Below are 16,876 nucleotides of genomic sequence, written 5' to 3' on the forward strand. Positions count from 1 at the left end.
GGGCTTGGCGTTACGGCGGGAAATTCAGAAACGAAAGCCGCTGCCAGGTCAGAGATCCTTCGCCCGAACATCGAAGACTTCGTCGATCGGCCGCCGCGGCGTCGGCGGTGGCTTGTCGTCGATCTCCGGAGCTGATCCGACACGGATCAATACCTGGGGAGTGGTCGGCTGGTCGATCAACGATGCGACGATGTCCCGGCCCGGATAGAGCTCGGTGATATTCGTCAGCGTGCACGTGGCGAGGCCCGCCATCGTGGCCTCCAGCAACACCGCGGAGAGCATTTCGCCGCACTGCAGGACAGAAGTGCGGTCGATGTCGTAAGTCGAAAGCACAAGAATCTTCGCGTGGTCCCGGCCGACCTCGAAGCGCCGATCTGTGTCGTGGGTGACTGGGAAGTTACGTCCGACACCGACACGGTCGCCTTCGGAGGCAGACACCAGCGAACTGTGGGGTATCCCGTCCGTCGCCTCGAATGGTCCTGTCCACCATGATAATTCCGAGTGGTAGGACGAATCGTAGAGGCGCAGCGACTCGGTGAGCTTGGCCGCGCTCGCAAGTTCGGCACGTAATTCGTCGGCGATCACGTCGAGGCGGACTGCATCGGAGGTGACGTTACGGCGCAACTGTGATTCGGCCGTCGCCCAGTCTGGCGGCTCAGCGTAGGGGAGGCGATCACTCCGCCGCAGCAGAATCGCGTCGGCACGACGGATGTGCCCCTCGGTGACGAACTCCATCGGGCTGAAATCGACCGACGCCAAATGCAAAGAGTTGTTGGGATTCGGATATCGGTCGACGTGAGAGGCCCACCCCGCCGCAGCCATGGCGACGCGAAAATGGTCGAGTACGGCACCACAGCCGATCAGGGCGTCACGGCCGGTGTGGTCGGTCGAATGCAGGACGCGTTCCTGGTCGAGGAACAGATGGACCGCTTTGCCTGCGGCGACCCAATGCCACGGTTGGCTGTTGTGCAGCGATGGTGCGCGGCACGCCAATTGCACTGCATCCTTGATCACTTTGGTGTCGACCATGGTGTCACGCATGTTTCTAGCTTGGGAGCTGGTTCCGCCCACAACCAGGGTAAATGGTCCTTAAGCCTGGGCCTTAGGACCCTGGCCGACCGGACGCCGCGGGATGAACCATCTGGGTATGGATGGCATGACGGCCGAAATGAGCGGCGTCGAAGCTCCCTGGACGATCGCGGGCAACCTGGACGCCCAGGTGCGCGAGACGCATACGGGTGTGGTCGTCCTTCTTGGTGACAAGGCGTACAAGGCAAAGAAGCCGATCGCCACCGAATTCCTCGACTTCACCACTACGCAACAGCGGGAGGCCGCCTGCGCGCGTGAGGTCACACTCAACAGCAGGCTCGCCCCGGGCAGCTACCTGGGGGTTGCGCACTTTGCCGGCCCGGGTGATGGCCCTGCCGAACCGGTGGTCGTGATGCGGCGCTACGCCGACTCGACGCGCCTGGCATCGCTGGCCAGAGGTGGTCGCCCGGTCCACGATCACTTGGAAGAGATCGCGGACAAGCTGGCGCGTTTCCACGCCGAGGCGCTGAGAAGCGCCGCGATCGACAGCTTTGGGACAGCCGAAGCAGTTTCAACGCGATGGCGGCAGAATCTCGTTGAACTGCAGCGGTATGCGGACACCGTAATTCCCAGCGAGCTGCTCGATGAGGTCGAACGGTTGTCGGCGCAATTCATCGCAGGCCGGGGCGAACTGTTCGCCGAGCGCATCAGCAGCCGCCGAGTCGTCGACGGGCACGCGGATCTGTTGGCCGATGACATCTTCTGCACACCAGGGGAAACGGCCATCCTCGACTGCCTCGAGTTCGACGACAAACTGCGATATGTGGATTCCATCGACGACGCAGCATTTCTCGCGATGGACCTCGAATTTCTCGGTCGCCGTGACCTCGGCGAGTTCTTTCTCGAAGCGTACTGTCGCTCAGCTCGCGACCCCGCCCCAGATGCCCTCAAACACGCCTATGTCGCATACCGCGCACTGGTCCGCGCCAAAGTCGATTGCGTTCGCTTTGCGCAGGGTCATGAGGAGGCTTCTGCCGATGCGCGGCGGCATATCGACATCGCGCTCGATCATCTGCGGGCCGGTACGGTTCAACTCATCGTCATCGGGGGAGGTCCCGGTACTGGGAAGACAACTCTGTCACGTGGTTTGGCTGAACAGTGTGGGGCAGAGGTCATTTCAACCGATGATGTGCGCCGTGAGCTCGAGCAAACCGGCGTCATCGCCGGAGCGATCGGTGTTCTGGACTCGGGTCTGTACACACGCGAAAACGTGAATGTCGTGTACGACGAGGTTCTTCGGCGGACGCGGATGTTGCTGGGCCATGGCGTGTCCGTGATTTTGGACGGGACTTGGCGCGATCCCGGGCACCGTGCTCGCGCCCGGCGACTAGCCGGCGAAACGCATTCGCCGATAGTGGAACTCACGTGCACCGTACCTCTCGACGAGGCCTCGGAGAGAATCGAGAACCGGTCTGTGACATCCTCTGATGCGACGCCGGAGATCGCCACCGCGATGGCAGAACTCACCGGCGTTTCGAGCGATGGTCATCCCATCGACACCACTCGCCCGCTCGCCGACTCGATCGCCGAGGCCCGCCAAATCTGCTGTCTCGCGATTTGACGACGCTGACCGGAGAAAGGCGAGACATCATGGAAAACAGCGTAAATCCCGTCGTCGTCGGAGTCGACGGCACGGACAACGCGATGCGCGCGGCCCGTTGGGCGGCGGGCGTCGCGCACAAGTTGGGGACCCCACTGCACATCGTGCATGCCCGGCCCTCTCCCGGTCACAATCCTTCAGATGTCATCGCCGCTGTGCGGGCCTGCGAGATGTCCGCGCAACAGGAAAGGGCCTCGGCCATTCTCGACGCTGCCAGCCGAGCGGTCCATGGCGATCACCCCGACCTGCGCATCACCACTGCACACGTGTCTGAAGCTGTCGATCGATTGCTGGTCGATTTGAGCCAGCATGCGAGGTTGATCGTCCTGGGCTGTGACGACCTCTCGGTCGCCGCGGCTGTCCTGATCGGCTCGACCACCGTTGCGGTGGCGGCGAACTCGATGTGCCCCGTGATCGCCTGGCGGGGAGACGCGACGGCGCCCACCGGTCAGCCGATCGTCGTAGGCGTCGACGATGACGACCCTAGCCGGGTGGCGATCACGTCAGCCTTCGAACTCGCCGATCGATTCGCGGTGAACATCGTCGCCGTCCATGCGTGGTCCACGCGTCGATCAGCCGGCGATGTCACTCTGCCGTTCATGATCGACTGGAATGCGGTCCACGCCGACCAACGCGAGCACCTCGTCGACGCATTGGCGCCGTGGACACGGCAATATCCAGACGTCGATGTGACGTACGTCGTCGATCAGGACAAGCCGAGTCGAGCCCTTCTGAATCACTCTGACGGTGCGCAGCTTGTGGTCATCGGCAGTCGTGGGCGCGGTCCGTTGGCGGGTGCGGTGTTGGGTTCGACAGGGCTCAACCTGCTCCACCACTCCTTGATTCCGACGATGATCTGCAGATCAATGGGCGCACGCGGTGACGTCTCATTCGAGCATCAATTCAGAGAAAGAGCTCAAGAATGAACAATGCGGCGAGATTACCGGTGGTTGTCGGGATTGATGGCTCGAAACATGCAGTCCACGCGGCACTTTGGGCAGTCGACGAAGCAATCGATCGAGACGTACCGATGCTACTGGCCTGCGTCGTCAACCCAGACGCAAAGGATCTCGAGCGCGAATACGCCTATGCCAGGCATGCGATACACGAGGCGTGGATCGCCGCTGAGGCCACCGGCCAGCCCGTCAAACTCGAGTCAACGATATTGCAGGGCGATGCCACCGAACAACTCAGGGAGGCATCGCGATTGGGGCAGCTGATCTGCGTCGGATCACGAGGGACGGACGACTCACCCCACGATGAGCGCGGATCGACGGCCGCGGCACTGGCGCAGGTCGCCTTCACCCCCGTAGCGATCGTCCGTCGCCGGCACCCCCACAAGCCATTGACCGACCCGCTCTGGATTGTGGCTGCGGTGGACGAATCACCGGGCGGCAGCGCGGTGCTGCAAACGGCGATAAACGAAGCGACTCTGCGAAAGGCACCGGTGTTGGCGCTGACGCGATGGCGGTCGGCGGTGACAACCGAACCCGACGACAAGCGCGATGTGCGCACGCGGCTCGCCCAGTACCTCGCTGAGGCGAGGGAAGACGACGACGCAGATGTCCAAATCCATGCGCTGCCGATCTCGGATCACATCGGCGGGGTGTTGGCGCAGAGCGCCAACATCGATCAACTGGTGATAGTGGACGCAAATGACCCGGTGCTGACGGCTGAGGTCGTCGGTCCTGAAGCGCGAAAGGCGCTTCGCCACACCAACTGTTCTGTACTGGTTCTGCGCTGACTGACGAGGGGACGCACAATGGAGCGCTTGACGCGGTATGCCGAGTTGGTAGCGCTGTGCTGAGTCTCGTTGCCGATGCACGATTGGGTGGTGACGTACGAAAGGAGACAGTGTGATGAAGGCAGAGGTCGGGGATTGGTTGGTGATGAAAGGCCTCACCATCGACCAACACGAACAGCGCGGACTGATCATGGAGGTGCATTCCACCGACGGGTCACCCCCGTATGTGGTCCATTGGCTGGATAACGACCACGTGGCGACCGTGTTTCCGGGCCCGGACGCACTCGTCGTGACGGCCGCGGAGCAACGGGCGGCCGACGAGCGCGCCGAGCGGCGCATCGCGGCGGTGCAGGCCGGCATCGATCATCAAGCCGACAGCAAATAGTGGCCGATTCCGGGATCGTCGTCGGCACTGACGGGTCACCGACGGCAGACGCGGCAATCCGCTGGGCCGCCGAGGATGCCGCGATCCGCAACGCTCACTTGACCATTGTGCATGCGATGCCGCCTGTCGTCGGGACGTCGCTTGCCACGCCGGTGCCGCCCGGTGTCTTGGAGTGGGAGCGTGAGAGCGGTCGACAGCTCCTCGACGACGCAACGGCTACGGCGAAAGCGGCTGCGGGAGAGCGCCTGTCGGTATCGACGGAAGTATTGGTCTCCGGGGCTGTTCCGGCGTTGGTAGAGCTCTCGCGAGAGGCGCAGCTGGTGGTCGTAGGCAGTCGAGGAAAAGGCATGCTCACCCGAACCGTACTCGGCTCCGTGAGCATGGGGTTGGTGCATCATGCGCGCAGCCCCGTGGCGGTCATCCGCGGCACCGAGCGACCCGCGGGCGATCAGCCGATTCTGTTGGGATTCGACGGCTCTCGCGCTACGGATTCAGCTACCGCGCTCGCCTTCGACGAAGCCTCTCGACGCGGTGTCGGGCTGGTGGCGCTGCATGCCTGGTGGGGTTCTGGGGCGTTCGAATTCTCGCTGGACTGGGACGACCTGCGCGCCGACGTGGAGGACTCCATGGCCAAGCAATTGGCCGGGTGGCAGGAACGCTATCCAAACGTGCCTGTCCGACAGATTGTTGTTCGGGATCAGCCGGCACGCAGGCTCGTCGACAACTCGAGCTCAGCCCAACTGATCGTGGTGGGCAGCCACCGCGCAGGAGGTTTCGCCAGCACCCTTCTGGGTTCGGTGAGCACCGCGGTGGTGCAAGCAGCCCAGATCCCGGTGATCGTCGCGCGGTCATAGATTCGTATTCGCGTTGCGCTGAAATTCGGCCCGAAGAGGTGTGTAGTGACGAAAAGCTATGTCAAACAACGAGTCTCATTCGACTCGGAAGGATCTGTCATTGCCGGTGTGCTATACGTGCCTGACGGGGAAGCCGGGAATTGGCCATGTGTGGTGATGGCACACGGATTTTCCGGGACCATGGATTGGATAGTGCCTGATTTCGCCGACAGGTTCGCCGATGGCGGATTGGCGGTCTTGATCTTCGACTACCGATGCTCGGGTGAGAGCGAAGGTGAACCGCGACAGTGGATCGATGCTGGTCGCCAACGTGACGACCTGCGTCACGCCCTCGAGTTCGTGCGCTCCCGCAGGGACATCGATGCGAACCGAATCGCCCTGTGGGGCACGTCGCTTGGTGGGAGCCATGTGGTTCAGGTGGCGGCGGAGGACTCAAGAATTGCGGCTGTCGTCGCGAATGTCCCGGGTTTGGACCTGGTCGCCGGACTCCGTGGGCGCCACCGTCCGCCGGGTGCGCGATCGAGCCCATGGCAGATCGTGATGGCGACAGGAAACTTGCTGGGCGCAGCCATCCTCGATGCGGTCCGCGGTGTTGTCGGATTGCCGCCCCACTACATCGCCATCTACGGACGCGCTGGGCGAGCGGTCTTCAGCGGCCCGACCCTGGCCCCACTCTTCCGGAACGTGGAACAGAACGCGCCGTCGTGGCGCAATCAGGTGGCGCCACGGTTCTTCTTCCACGTACCCCGTTACCGGGAGGGCACGATCGAGCGCATCACTGCGCCGCTGATGGTCACGGTGGCCCGCGACGACGAAGTGATTTCGACTGCGTTCGTCGTGGAGAAGGCTTCGAGAGCCCGGCGTCACGAGATCCGCGAGTATCCGGTGAGGCATTTCGACATGTACCACGGTGCTGTACGGGACCAGGTGGCCGCCGATCAGCTGGCGTTCCTCCAACACCACTTGGGAAGCGGGTTCTGCGACAACCAGACCGCGCATGGGCACTCGGCCACCGATGGGGGACCAAGGTCGCCATCCGCGTGACCGAAGACCCTCGTATCCGCACCGGCTTGCGGCGTATCAACGAGGTCATGACGCACAACGTTGATTCGCCACCCGTCGACGTCGACGTGACGACGCACGGCGTACTTCCGGGCGCAGCCGATTACGCGCGGAGCAAGATCGGAGGGCTGGGCAAGTTCGCGCATCAACCCGTGTTGCACGCCCACGTGAAGCTGACAAGGCACCGCGATCCTGCGATCTTCCGCCCGGTTGTCGCACAGGCAAATCTAGATGTGCAAGGCCGGCTCGTCCGGGCGCAGGCCGAGGGTGTCACCGCGCGTGAAGCGATTGATCGCCTGGCGGCGAGGCTGCGTCACCAACTCGGGCACGCCGCCGAACACTGGAAAGCGACACGGGGCGCGATTCGGCCGACGGCCGCCTATCCATGGCAGCACGGCTCGAGGCCGACTCGCCGGCCGAGCCACTTTCCACGCCCGGTGGACGAACGTCGTGTCATCCGACGCAAATCGTTCGCCATGGCCCCTTGCACGGTCGACGAGGCGGCCCTTGAAATGGACCTGCTGGACTACGACTTTCATCTGTTCAACGAGAAGGCTTCCGGGGTCGCCGGTGTCCTCTACCGCGGTGGCCCGACCGGGTATCGCCTGGCGCAGGTGGCGCCGCCCACCTCCCCGGACGTGCTCGCACCTTACGAGCTGCCACTGACGATCAGCCCCCATCCGGCCCCGTGCATCACCGTCGAGCAGGCCGCCGAGCGTCTCGGACTCCTCGGACTGCCATTTCTGTTCTTCATCGATGCTCGCCAAGGCCGCGCCGCCGTGCTCTACCTCCGCTGCGACGGGCACTACGGATTCATCACTCCGGCCGGTTAACGCCTGCTGTCCCGCCGGCGTACCCAAGATCAGGCGGCGCCGGACTTACCCCTAGCGGCTCCGGCGCCGCTGCCTGCGCTCGGCCGAAACCCGCGTCTGAGAATCCGATTATTGCTTCGAGGGCCAAATGGCCGATTCTTCCGGGACCAACGCCTCCTGCAAGCGGGCACGCGATGTTCGTAGCGTCACCTATGTTGGTCGATTCCCAGGGAGAACGAATGTCCACGCGAATCGTGCATCACGGTGTGGTCTTCGGCGCGGACGGGTCTGCGGCATCCCGAGGGGCGGTCCGCTGGGCCGCGCGCGAGGCAGTGATGCGCCATACCCGCCTGGCGATCGTTCATGTTGCCGACTCCATCTCGGTCCCGGCATCGACGTTGGCGTGGCCAGGCGGCCGCGTCCCCGACGAAATGTTCGAGATGCGGGAGAACGACGCCCGCAACGTCATCGCAGAGGCAATCAGCGCCGCGCAGGGCGCCGTTGCCGGCGAACGTCCGGAGATCGACAGCGAGCTGCTCTTCGGAAGACCTGTACCGTCTCTCGTGGACCTCTCCAAGGACGCCCAGATGGTGGTGGTCGGCCGCCGCGGACGCACCGGACGGCATCAGCGCCTACTCGGGTCGGTCAGTTCAGGCTTGATCCACCACGCCCACTGTCCCGTCGCGGTCATCAACGACGAGGATTCGTCGTTGTCGCCGTCCTCGGCCCGACTGCCGGTTCTGGTGGGGGTCGACGGTTCGCAGGATTCCGAGTCGGCCTTGGCGATGGCGTTCGACGAAGCTTCCTGGAGGGGAGTGGATCTGGTCGCACTGCGCGTCCTGTGGAATGCCGACGTTTCGCTATTCGGTATGGAATGGGCGGATCTGCGACGTGTGGCTGAGAAGACCCTCGCCGAAAGCATTGCCGCATGGAAATGCCGGTACCCGGAGGTCAACGTGCGCGTGGTGGTCGAATTCGAGGACCCGGCGCGCCGTCTGCTCGAGCAGTCTGAAACAGCGCAACTGGTCGTGGTCGGCAACCGAGGCCGTGGCGCGGTCGCCGAGATGTTTCTCGGTTCGGTCAGCTCCGCTTTGGCGAAGGACGCACCTACTCCGGTTCTGGTCGCCCGTCAGCGCTGACGAGAAGACAAGTCCGGCGCACCATTTTGGCGCAAACGCGCACACAACCCGAGGGCCGCCACGCTCCTATTGTTCCTCAGGTTCGTTGTGGCACAACATCACCGGTACAGGACAGTGGTGCAGCAGGTTCAGGCTGGTGGAGCCAAGGAGCGCACCCGCCAGGGCATTGCGACCTCGGCTGCCGACCACGACGAGTTGTGCATCCACCACATGTTGCATGAGGGCCTTGCCGGCACCATCGGTCTCGACGAAGAGTGTCACCGCGACGTTCGGATACAACTCGGTCCAAGGGTCGAGCACGTTCAAGAGGCTCTGCCACCGGAGGCCCTCCAGAGCATCCCAGTCGACACCGTATGGGGTGATGGCGTCCACCGGTGGGCGAAACGCCGACCATGCGTGCACGGCGTTGAGCCCCAACCCGAATCGGTCCGCGAACTCGAAGGCGGCCCTGAATGCTTTCGGCCCGGTGTGCTCACAGTCGACGCCGAGCACGACGGGCTGGTCGGTCGGCACCGCATTGCTCCCGCGCCACGCGATCACGGGACAGGCTGAATGTGCCGAGACGGCAAGCGTTGTCGATCCGATCATCAATGCGGCCGCTGGAGTCACATCCTCGGACCCGAGAACGACCAACCGCGCGTGACGGCTCCGCTCCGTCAGGAGAACGTCGGTGGGTTCGTCCGAAAGAATGGTGGTGATGTCGAGCGAACGGAAGTCGCCGCGTATCTCCTCCTCGACGGATTTGAGCATTGATTCAGCGGACTCGCGCTGGGCGGTGACCGCTGCTGCCAACAGCGCTGCCGCCGCGTCGGTCAGTGGACGGCCCGTGGCGTGGCGCCCGTTGACGATCTCGAGAGGCGCGCCGAACTTCTCGGCGACCGCAGCCGCCCAGCGCGCCGCACCCCTCGATGCAGTCGTGCCGTCCACGCCGACGACGACGGGCGCTGTGACGGTAGGCATCTCGGGACTCACCGGGACCGGACGACGATCACCGGAGCGTGGGAGGCCTGGGCCACCTTCGAACCGACGGAGCCCAGCATCATCCCGCTGAAGCCGCCGCGCCCGTGGCTACCGACCACGACGAGCTGAGCCTCCTGTGATTCGTCTACCAGCCAACGCGCAGGTTGATCGCAAACGATTCGACGCTGGATGTGGACGTCTGGATACTGGTCCTGCCAACCGGCCAGCCGTTCGGCCAGTATCTCGTGTCCTTCATCCTCGTACCGGTGCCAGTCCATTCCGAGGACGGGGAGGACGCCCACGTCACTCCATGCATGCAGCGCCACAAGATCCACACCTCGCCGTGATGCCTCGTCGAAGGCCAGTGCCGTCGCATCCTCCGAACTGGGCGATCCGTCGATGCCGAGTAAGACAGGAGAGTCATCGTCGGGCGCCTTGACGTCGTCGGCATGGATGATCGCGACCGGACCGTGCCCGTGGTGAACCAGACCGCTGCTGACTGAACCGAGCAAAGCGCGGCCCAGAGCGCCCATACCCCGGCTACCGACGACGGTCATGAACGCGTCGCGCGACCCGATGACCAACGCCGATGGGGCGTCCGTATGTCTCGTCTCCGTTCGGACAGGTGGCGGCTGCGATTCGCCCGCGCCCGCCTGAACTATCTTCTGCGCCTTCTCGATCACCTCACGGGCGCTTGCCTGTTGAGATTCGACGAAACTCGCCTCCAGATAAGCCACCGGCCAGCTCACGCGTACGGGCGGGATGGCATGCATCAGTGTGAGGGGTTGGTCGCGCAAGACGGCTTCTTCGGTCGCCCAGCGTATGGCGGCTTCGGACTCCGGCGATCCGTCGACTCCTACCAAGATTCCGTATCGTGTTCTGTCCCGCGACATTGGTGTTCCCGTCTACTTGTTGGAGTAGCGACTGGTGAATTTCGGACGTGTCTGTTCTTGACGCTATGTCCGGTGTACTCGCATCAGCAGAGTCGTTGGTCCCTTGCCGGGTGCCGGAGGACCTCGGCACCACAGCCCGCGTTCAGCTCTGCTGGAACATGCGGGCTTCGACGTAACGCACTACGTCTGACAGGGTGCGAAGCGACGCATAGTCGCGCTCCGGGATGTCGACATTCAGTCGTTTATGCACGCCGACAAGGAAGTTCAGCCAGTCCATCGAGTCGAGATCGACCTGGTCCCGCAGCAGCGCGTCATCCGTGATGTCGCCGGCCTCGACCTCGGGGGCGATCGTCGTCAACACCGACAGGATCTCCCCGCGGACATCAATCTCGATAGTCATGGGACGCTCACCTCTCCAATAGCTCCGGCTGTTGCAGCAATTCGTTGATCGCGGCGAGGAACAGCGCCCCGCGGTGCCCATCACTGGCCCGATGATCAGCCGCCAAGGTGACTTGCACTGTCGTGGCGATGCGGATGCCGCCGTCGATCGCTATCACCCGTTGCGCCGGCTTGCCGAATCCCACCAGCGCGACCTGCGGCGGGTAGATCACCCCGAATACCGCGTCGACTCCCTGGTCGCCGAGGTTGGTCACGGTGATGGTGGGATCGGACATCTCCGAACTGCGCAGCGAGAACGTCCTGGCACGGGCCACTAGATCTGTGAGGTCGGCCATCAACTCGTCGACCTTGTGGTCGGCGACGTCGTGTATCGCCGGGGCTACCAGACCACCGCCCCGAAGCGAGATCGCAACACCGACATGGACATTCGGCGCGGGTTCGAATCGCTCGCCTCGCCAGAAGCCGCTGAATTCGCCGAATCGTTGCGCTGCGAGGGCGACTGCCTTGAGCTGCAGCACTGCCGGCAGCACGCGCTCGGTGATGGGTCGCTGCGCGTTGCGGTCGGCCAGCCAGGCCAACGCCGGGTCCATCACGATCTCGTCGGCGAGGTAATAGTGCGGAATCTCTCGTTTGGATCGGCTCATCGCCGCCGCGATGGACCTACGCATCTCGGTGCCGCGTTTGATCGCAAGCTCTTTCGGCGACAGTGATGTCGTCGATGTCACGACGGTTTTCGGAGATTCGGGTGCGGCTGATTCGAGATGGGCGGCGGCATGCTCCACGTCGTTGATGATGACGGCCCCTTGCGGGCCGGTGCCGGTGACGTCATCGATATTGACACCGAGCGATGCCGCGAGCCGACGGGCCGCGGGTGAGACCCATCGGCGCCGATGCTCGAAGGGCGGCGCCGGCGAGGGGACGGGATTCACTGGGGCGATCGGCTCGAGTAGGGGTTCGACGGGCGCTGTCGGCGAAACTGGTTCGACAACCGCAGCGACAGCGGGCGGCGGTGTCGGTTCCACGGGCTCGCCCGGGGCCGCCAACCGCGCCAACGGCGTTCCGACCTGGACTGTTTGACCGACCGGCACCAGCAGCTCCGCGACGGTGCCTTCCTGCCAGCACTCCACCTCGACCGCAGCCTTGGTGGTCTCGACCACTGCGACCACCTGGCCACGGGTGACGGAGTCGCCGGGTTTGACGAGCCACTCGTTGAGGGTCCCCTCGTCCATGTCCGAGCCGAGGGCCGGCATCGTGAACTCGATCATGAGGATTGGCCGAACAGCGATTTCACTGCCGCGACGATCTTGTCCTTCTGCGGCAGCGCAGCCTCTTCCAGATGCTTGGGGTAGGGAATCGGCACTTCCTCGGTACACACGCGAGCGATCGGCGCGTCAAGGTCATAGAACGCGTTCTCCACGATGCGTGCGCTGATCTCACCGGCCAGGCTCCCGGTGTGCCAGGCTTCGTCGACCACAACGACCCGGTGAGTCTCGCGCACCGAGGCGAGCATCGTGTCGTCGTCGAGGGGGCGCAGCACCCGTAAATCGATTACTTCACAGTCGATTCCGGCCAGTGACAGTTCGTCGGCGGCGTCGAGGGCCTTGGGTACGCAACCGCCGTATGCGATCACCGTGACGTCCTTACCGGCCCGCCGAACCGCGGCACGCTCGATGTCGGTGGGCGTAAGAGTGTCGACGTCTATCGAGGTGTTGTACAACTGCACGTGCTCGAAGATGACCACGGGGTCTGGATCGGCCAGCGCGGTGGGCAGCATCCCGTAGGCGTCGGCCACCGTCGCCGGGGCCACCACCTTGATTCCCGGAATATGGGCATACCAGGCCTCCAGGCTGTGAGAGTGCTGCGCCGCCAGCTGGCGTCCGGCTCCCGTCGCCATCCGGACCACCAGCGGCACGGAGAACTGGCCGCCGGACATATGCCGCAGCGCCGCAGCGGTATTCACGATCTGGTCCAGCGCCAGCAGGCTGAAGTTGACCGTCATCACCTCCACGATCGGGCGTAAACCGCCCAACGCGGCGCCGATACCCACACCGACGAAGCCCAGCTCCGACAGCGGGGTGTCGCGGATCCGGTCGGGTCCGAACTCCTGCAGGAGACCCTTCGACGCGGCGTAGGTGCCACCGTAGGCGCCGACGTCCTCGCCCATCAGCACCACCCGCGGATCGGCGAGCATGGCGTCACGAATCGAGTCGTGGACCGCAGTGCGGTATGCCGTCTTGCTCATCGAAGGGCCTCCGCCGTCGCAGGTGTCATCACGTCACGGCCGAGATCCTCCACAGGCTCCCAGGTCCCGGCCTCAGCATAGGCAACCGCCTCGGCCAGTTCCTCATCGGCGGAACGGCGGATTGCGGCGATGTCATCGTCGGTGAGCGCGCCGTCGGCCAGGCATCGTTCGGTGAAGGTGCGGATCGGGTCACGCTCCTTCCAGTGTTCGACTTCGTCCTTGCTGCGGTACAACTCGGGATCGAACATCGAATGCGGGCGGAACCGATATGTGCGGAATTCCAGGAAGAACGGACCGCCGCCGTTGCGGACGTTGTACACGGCCTCCTGGGCGGCGGTTTGGCAAGCCAGCACGTCCATGCCGTCGACCGCCAGCGCCGGTATCCGGTACGACGCCGCCTTGGCGGTCATGTCGGTCTGCGACTGCTCCACCGCGATGGCCGTCCCCATCGCATAGAGGTTGTTCTCGCAGCAGAACAGCACCGGCAACTGCCAGAGTTCGGCGAGGTTCAGCGATTCGTGGAAGGCACCTTCGGCTACCGCACCTTCGCCGAAGTAGCAGGCGGTGACCCGTGGTTTGCCCAGTTGCTTATCGGCCAGCGCGAGACCTACCGCCAGCGGGAGGCCGCTGCCAACGATGGCGTTGCCGCCGAAAAAGCGGGTGCGCGCATCGAACAGGTGCATCGAGCCGCCGCGCCCGCGGGAGCAACCCTCCTGCTTGCCGAACATCTCGGCCATGATTCTGGTCATCGGGACACCCCGGAGCAGGGCGTGCGCGTGATCGCGGTAGGTGGCCACCACCGCATCCTCGGCTTCCAGCATCCGCAGCGACCCGGCGGCCACCGCTTCCTCACCGACGTAAAGGTGTAGGAATCCGCGGATCTTGGCCGCGCTGTAGAGCTCAGCGCACTTCTCTTCCATCAGGCGCACCCGCACCATGTCCGACAGCAGCGATGTCGCCGTGTCGTGGTCGATCATGACGACACCCCCTGATGATGCACGACCGGCGCTTCGACAGTTGACGTGTCACCTTCGGGCAATCCGAGTTCGCGGGCTTTGAGCAGGCGCCGCATGATCTTGCCGCTGCGGGTGTGCGGTAGGGCGTCGACGAACTCGATCTCCTTGGGTGCCACCGCTGCTCCCAGCCGTTTGCGCGCGTGACCCAACACTTCCAGCCGTAACGCCTCGTCTGCGGCGAACCCGTCTTTGAGGGTGACGAACGCCTTCACCAGCTCGCCGACTGTTGGGTCGGGTTTCCCGATCACGGCGGCCTCGGCCACCGCCGGGTGGTCGGTCAGCGCGTTCTCCACCTCGAAGGGCCCGATCAGGTGTCCGGCGGACTTGATCACGTCGTCGGCGCGGCCGACGAACCAGAAGTAGCCGTCCGCGTCGCGCTTGACCAGATCCCCGCTCAGGTACAGGTCGTCGACGAAGCACTTCCGGTAGCGCTCTTCCTGATTGAGGTAGGCGCGGAACATCGAAGGCCATCCCGGTTTGAGTGCCAACTCGCCCTCGACGTCGGGTTCTTCGATCACCGAGACGGTGCCGTCGTCGCCATGCCTGACCACATATGCGTCGACGCCTGGCAATGGCCGCCCCATCGAACCTGGTTTGATGTCGAAGGCCGGGGTGTTGGCAATCATGATGCCGCCAGTCTCGGTCTGCCACCAGTTGTCGTGTATCGGCAAGCCCAGCACGCGTTTTCCCCACCAGACCGCTTCGGCGTTGAGCGGCTCGCCCACACTGGCGATGAATCGCAGATTCGGAAAGCAGTATCGCTGCGCGACTTCCGGTCCAGCCTTGATCAGCATTCTGATCGCGGTGGGGGCGGTGTACCACACAGTGACGCCTTCGTCCTGCAGGATGCGGTACCAGCGTTCGGCGTCGAACTCGGCTTCGTCGATGATCGAGGTGATCCCGTGGAGAAGTGGCGCGATGATGCCATAGGACGTGCCGGTGACCCACCCGGGATCGGCTGTGCACCAATAGATGTCATTGGGATGGATGTCCAACGCGTAGAGGCCGGTGAGGTAATGCATGGTGACCGCGCCGTGCACGTGCCGTGCCCCCTTGGGCGTGCCGGTGGTGCCGCTGGTGAAGTGCAGTAGCGACGGGTCATCAGCGTTGGTGGCTTCGATCGGAGCGTCCTCGGAGGCCTCGGCCATCAGCTGGGCCAGGTTCAGCGTGCCGGGCTCGTCGCCGTCGACCAGTAACACGTGGCGTACCGATGTCAGTTCGTCGCGCACCTTGGCGATCTTGCGTTTGTACAGCGCCTTCGTCGTCACCAGTACGGTTGCCTCGCCGATGGCGACACGGGTGGCGATGGGTTCGGGCCCGAACGCCGAAAACAGTGGCGACACCACACTGCCGTTGCGCAGCGCACCCAGCATCGCGACGTACAGCTCGGGGATGCGGCCCATGATCAGAAACACCCGGTCGCCCTTGCCGACGCCGAGCCCACGCAGCACATTCGTGAACCGGCGGGTGCGGCGGCCCAGCTCGGCGTAGCTCAGGTCGGTGGCGACCAATTCGCCCTCCGAGCCGACGTCGGTGATGAACCGCAGCGCGGTGCGATCCGCTTGGGGACCGTCGGCGTGCCGGTCGACCGCCGCATACGCGATGTTGCAGCCGCCGGATGGCATACCGGCGCACGGGTCCGGCACCGTCGACCAGTCGAACGCCGCGCGCGTCTGCTCGTAGTCGGCGAAATTCGGGGCGACTTTCCAGTCCTCGGCGGCCTTGCGAATGATGGTCACGGCAGGTCCGATGAGCCCGGTGTCGGAAGGACACCGTCGCGGACGGCTGGACCGATATTGGCCATCACGTGTTCCAGCAGGAGGTTGTAGGAAGAGCCGTCGGTCAGGAACGCAGAGTCCTCGTGATGCCGAAGATAGGCTTCGATCCGTCGGTCGATCGGCCAGTCGGAATAGATCTGACTGGCGAATTCGGATCGCAGGAACCGACAAGCGACGGCGTCGACGTTCTCGGCAATCCGCTCAGCAGGCTCGGTCGGCGTCATGTGCATCCTCCGGTCGTGTTCGCGTCCTCATCTTTTGCGAGCCGTCTTCGCGACACTAGAGACGAAAGTCACCAACGCCACGTCGATTTCGCCGCCGAGGAGACGGTTCCGCACCGCGCGCGGGAGTTCATATGCCATAAGTCCTCGCGTGATTGATCCGGTCGGCCCTTTTGACGAGGTGAGGCGGGAGACGAATATCGGGACATGCTCACCGATACGCCACTCATCAGGGGCGTAGTGCGCCGCTTCAACAAGCACGCGCTGAATCCAGCGATGATGCACCTGGCAGGCCGCAGGCATTGGTATGCCGCAGTCATGCGGCATACCGGGCGTCGGTCGGGGCGGCACTACGCGACGCCGGTGGTGGCCGACCGGGTGGCGAATGGCTTCATCGTGCCTCTGCCATACGGAACAGATGTCGATTGGCTGCGCAATGTGCAGGCCTCCGGGGCGGCCGCCGTCTCAGTAGGCGGCCACACCTATGACGTTGTCGAACCCGAAATCATCGATGCGGCAACGGCAGGTCCTCAACTGTCGCCGCGTCGTCGACGAGTCTTCCAGGCCTTCGGCATCAAGCGGTTCGTCAAACTGAAAATGGACAGGAGCTGACATCGTGGTGGAATGTCCTCAGGGTCACCCCAACCCGGCCGGGTGGCAGTTGTGCGGAGAATGCGGTAGC

18 protein-coding genes are annotated in these 16,876 nt (G+C 64.2%); 9 read left to right on the forward strand and 9 right to left on the reverse strand.

The genetic code is table 11. The features are described 5' to 3' along the window. Positions 1-48 precede the first annotated feature (48 nt). Positions 49-1,041, reverse strand: a complete 993-nt coding sequence (locus G6N42_RS00650) for an Acg family FMN-binding oxidoreductase (protein WP_163724695.1) — start codon at positions 1,039-1,041, stop codon at positions 49-51. A gap of 106 nt (positions 1,042-1,147) precedes the next feature. On the opposite strand from G6N42_RS00650, the gene G6N42_RS00655 reads away from it, so the two are divergent. The 8 genes from G6N42_RS00655 to G6N42_RS00690 all read left to right on the forward strand — a co-directional run bounded on the left by G6N42_RS00655 (position 1,148) and on the right by G6N42_RS00690 (position 8,685). After that, complete coding sequence (locus G6N42_RS00655; protein WP_434059555.1) at positions 1,148-2,650, forward strand: bifunctional aminoglycoside phosphotransferase/ATP-binding protein; 1,503 nt, start codon at positions 1,148-1,150, stop codon at positions 2,648-2,650. Between the two features lie 29 nt (positions 2,651-2,679). Then, entirely contained in the window at positions 2,680-3,615 is a 936-nt protein-coding gene (locus G6N42_RS00660) for a universal stress protein (protein ID WP_163724699.1), read from the forward strand. Then, positions 3,612-4,433 carry a universal stress protein gene (locus tag G6N42_RS00665; protein ID WP_163724702.1) on the forward strand — a complete coding sequence of 274 codons (822 nt, stop codon included), beginning with the start codon at positions 3,612-3,614 and terminating at the stop codon, positions 4,431-4,433. Before G6N42_RS00660 ends, G6N42_RS00665 begins: the two co-directional genes overlap by 4 nt. Before the next feature lie 115 nt (positions 4,434-4,548). Then, positions 4,549-4,818 carry a DUF1918 domain-containing protein gene (locus G6N42_RS00670; protein ID WP_163724705.1) on the forward strand — a complete coding sequence of 90 codons (270 nt, stop codon included), beginning with the start codon at positions 4,549-4,551 and terminating at the stop codon, positions 4,816-4,818. Then, positions 4,818-5,672 carry a universal stress protein gene (locus G6N42_RS00675; protein ID WP_317149154.1) on the forward strand — a complete coding sequence of 285 codons (855 nt, stop codon included), beginning with the start codon at positions 4,818-4,820 and terminating at the stop codon, positions 5,670-5,672. The genes G6N42_RS00670 and G6N42_RS00675 overlap by 1 nt, the downstream gene beginning before the upstream one ends. Before the next feature lie 45 nt (positions 5,673-5,717). Beyond that, on the forward strand, positions 5,718-6,716 hold the full coding sequence (locus G6N42_RS00680) for an alpha/beta hydrolase (RefSeq protein WP_163724708.1): 999 nt from the start codon (positions 5,718-5,720) through the stop codon (positions 6,714-6,716). 47 nt (positions 6,717-6,763) lie between these two features. Continuing rightward, positions 6,764-7,567 (forward strand): ribosome hibernation promotion factor, encoded by an 804-nt coding sequence (locus G6N42_RS00685; protein ID WP_163736750.1) that lies wholly within the window; start codon positions 6,764-6,766, stop codon positions 7,565-7,567. A gap of 218 nt (positions 7,568-7,785) precedes the next feature. After that, a complete protein-coding gene (locus tag G6N42_RS00690; protein ID WP_163724711.1) occupies positions 7,786-8,685 on the forward strand; it encodes a universal stress protein in 900 nt (299 codons plus the stop codon). 66 nt (positions 8,686-8,751) lie between these two features. Here G6N42_RS00690 and G6N42_RS00695 read toward each other — a convergent pair whose 3' ends face one another. The 8 genes from G6N42_RS00695 to G6N42_RS00730 all read right to left on the reverse strand — a co-directional run bounded on the left by G6N42_RS00695 (position 8,752) and on the right by G6N42_RS00730 (position 16,197). Then, positions 8,752-9,645, reverse strand: coding sequence for a universal stress protein (locus G6N42_RS00695; protein WP_163724714.1), 894 nt, complete (start codon positions 9,643-9,645; stop codon positions 8,752-8,754). 8 nt (positions 9,646-9,653) lie between these two features. Then, entirely contained in the window at positions 9,654-10,538 is an 885-nt protein-coding gene (locus tag G6N42_RS00700; protein ID WP_163724717.1) for a universal stress protein, read from the reverse strand. A 142-nt stretch (positions 10,539-10,680) separates the two neighbouring features. Continuing rightward, positions 10,681-10,938, reverse strand: a complete 258-nt coding sequence (locus G6N42_RS00705; protein ID WP_163724720.1) for an acyl carrier protein — start codon at positions 10,936-10,938, stop codon at positions 10,681-10,683. 7 nt (positions 10,939-10,945) lie between these two features. Then, positions 10,946-12,202: a dihydrolipoamide acetyltransferase family protein gene (locus G6N42_RS00710; protein ID WP_163724723.1), complete on the reverse strand. Its 1,257-nt coding sequence runs from the start codon at positions 12,200-12,202 to the stop codon at positions 10,946-10,948. Further along, positions 12,199-13,179: an alpha-ketoacid dehydrogenase subunit beta gene (locus tag G6N42_RS00715; protein ID WP_163724726.1), complete on the reverse strand. Its 981-nt coding sequence runs from the start codon at positions 13,177-13,179 to the stop codon at positions 12,199-12,201. The genes G6N42_RS00710 and G6N42_RS00715 overlap by 4 nt, the downstream gene beginning before the upstream one ends. After that, positions 13,176-14,156 carry a pyruvate dehydrogenase (acetyl-transferring) E1 component subunit alpha gene (pdhA, locus tag G6N42_RS00720; RefSeq protein ID WP_163724729.1) on the reverse strand — a complete coding sequence of 327 codons (981 nt, stop codon included), beginning with the start codon at positions 14,154-14,156 and terminating at the stop codon, positions 13,176-13,178. Before pdhA ends, G6N42_RS00715 begins: the two co-directional genes overlap by 4 nt. Continuing rightward, the gene (gene acsA, locus G6N42_RS00725; RefSeq protein WP_163724732.1) at positions 14,153-15,934 is read right to left on the reverse strand and encodes an acetate--CoA ligase; all 1,782 of its coding nucleotides are present in this window, start codon (positions 15,932-15,934) and stop codon (positions 14,153-14,155) included. Before acsA ends, pdhA begins: the two co-directional genes overlap by 4 nt. Further along, a complete protein-coding gene (locus G6N42_RS00730; RefSeq protein WP_163724735.1) occupies positions 15,931-16,197 on the reverse strand; it encodes a hypothetical protein in 267 nt (88 codons plus the stop codon). The genes acsA and G6N42_RS00730 overlap by 4 nt, the downstream gene beginning before the upstream one ends. A 204-nt stretch (positions 16,198-16,401) precedes the next feature. Between G6N42_RS00730 and G6N42_RS00735 the strand changes: the two genes are divergently transcribed. Next, complete coding sequence (locus tag G6N42_RS00735; protein WP_163724737.1) at positions 16,402-16,806, forward strand: nitroreductase/quinone reductase family protein; 405 nt, start codon at positions 16,402-16,404, stop codon at positions 16,804-16,806. Positions 16,807-16,876 lie beyond the last annotated feature (70 nt).

The organism is Mycobacterium gallinarum (assembly GCF_010726765.1).
Classification (GTDB): Bacteria; Actinomycetota; Actinomycetes; order Mycobacteriales; family Mycobacteriaceae; genus Mycobacterium; species Mycobacterium gallinarum.